This is a genomic window from Subtercola boreus (assembly GCF_003399645.1).
Lineage (GTDB): Bacteria > Actinomycetota > Actinomycetes > Actinomycetales > Microbacteriaceae > Subtercola > Subtercola boreus_A.
In genome coordinates, this window is record NZ_NBXD01000081.1 from 1 (window position 1) to 1590 (window position 1590).

At 63.7% G+C, this 1590-nt stretch carries 3 protein-coding genes; 1 reads left to right on the forward strand and 2 read right to left on the reverse strand.

Features of this window, described 5'->3' with window-relative positions:
• Window positions 1-247, reverse strand: a 247-nt coding sequence (locus B7R24_RS17890) for a MarR family winged helix-turn-helix transcriptional regulator (RefSeq protein WP_216363782.1), incomplete at its 3' end; no start/stop codon positions are given.
• A 56-nt stretch (window positions 248-303) separates the two neighbouring features.
• On the opposite strand from B7R24_RS17890, the gene B7R24_RS17185 reads away from it, so the two are divergent.
• Complete coding sequence (locus B7R24_RS17185; protein WP_116420148.1) at window positions 304-1176, forward strand: SDR family oxidoreductase; 873 nt, start codon at window positions 304-306, stop codon at window positions 1174-1176.
• Between the two features lie 180 nt (window positions 1177-1356).
• Here B7R24_RS17185 and B7R24_RS17190 read toward each other — a convergent pair.
• Window positions 1357-1590: hypothetical protein (locus tag B7R24_RS17190; RefSeq protein ID WP_253259547.1), on the reverse strand; the 234-nt coding region annotated here is incomplete at its 5' end.

A 1590-nucleotide genomic window follows, 5' to 3' on the forward strand; every position in this document is an offset into this window, starting at 1 on the left:
GGCCCGGGGAGTCGATTGTGGGGGCGACGCTCTGGGGACGCATCTCTACGGCCCGAGCGATATCCGCAGGGCTCGATTTCTCATTCGCGGCGTCAAGCTGCACAAGAACTCCGAACTCGACGGGCGTGAGTCCGTGCGGCGCCAGGGACGTCGCGAACAGCCGTGTGGCTCGGCGTGCGGCACGGATAACGGTCCACCCGATCACGGCATCGATGTCCGCCGTGGTGATGGGGACCCTGTCTGGCATGTCTCTATCGTGTGGGGGCTACCGTTGAGAATGAGGAAGCTGATTTAGGGAGAGGTATGAGCGACATCATCACCATCACGGGCGCAACCGGTGAAATCGGTGGACGGACACTTCGCACGCTGCATGAGGCGGGAGCAGAAGTCCGGGCCGTCGCGAGGCGGCCGGAACAGGTTGCCCGATTCAAGTCCGAGGGTATCGATGCCGTCCTGTCTAATCTCGATGACGTCGAGGCTCTGACGAAGGCGTTCCAGGGTTCGGATCAGGTGATGCTCGTGACCGCTGCGAGCCCGAAGCAGGCCGTCCATGGTCGGAACGTGGTGCTGGCTGCGCGGGCGGCGGGAGTTCGCGCGATCACGCACTTGTCGACCGCGGACGCGAACCCGGAATCGGACATTCCCTGGGCGCGTGCGCCGTGGCACACTGATCAGCTCATCCAGCTTTCCGGGATGGAATGGACGATCCTCCGACCGTCGGCGTTCATGCAGAACTTGACCGAGTTCGCAGCCCCCATCACACGTGGCTTCTTCCCGCAGACGACCCGGCGGGGCCGTGTCGCGTGGACGGATGCCGACGATATCGCCCGCGTTGCCGCAACCGTCTTGCGGGAAGGTGTCCACGTCGGCGCGGAACCTGTCATCACCGGGCCGGAACTGTTTTCCGCACGCCAGGTCGCCGACACGTTCTCGAAAGAGCTCGGGCGCCGCGTCCGATATATTCACCTGCCTAGCCGTGTGTTCGCCGGCGTGATTCGGCTCGGCGGCGCCGACGCTTGGACAGCCGAAGGCCTCCGGCACCAGTTCGCGCGAGTCGTCCGCCACGGGATCGACCACGCTGACGTTCTCACCGACGACGTCGAGCGCATCACCGGCCGACCTGCCACCACCCTCGAGGCCTGGGTGCGAGCAAACAAGACACGCTTCGCAAGGTAGGAACCCGCCATCAGCCCCTCGGGGGCGATTAGCGGTCGCACTCAAAACCCATCAACCGCGGTCGCCCGCCCATGTCCCAAGCGAGGTCCGAAAACATGATCTGCGGTGGCGAAAAGCCGAGCCCTTAATTTTCGGGTTCTGCTCATGCTTTCGCACGTGGAGGGGTGCTGCCGATATTGGCTAGGTAGTCAAGAGCCATACGAGCGCTGCCGTGTTGACCGCCGCGGTGATCGCGGGTCCGACAGTCTTTGTCCGGTCTTTTGACCTCGCTCCGATAACGGCGTCCAGAGCCTGAACGACAATCATCGCCAGAGCGGCAGCGGCGACAAAGGCAATGTTCGGGGTGAAGAGAGCGACGATCGAAATCGCGACCAGCGCAATACTGCGGGACAAGGCATATTCCGATGCGGCCCT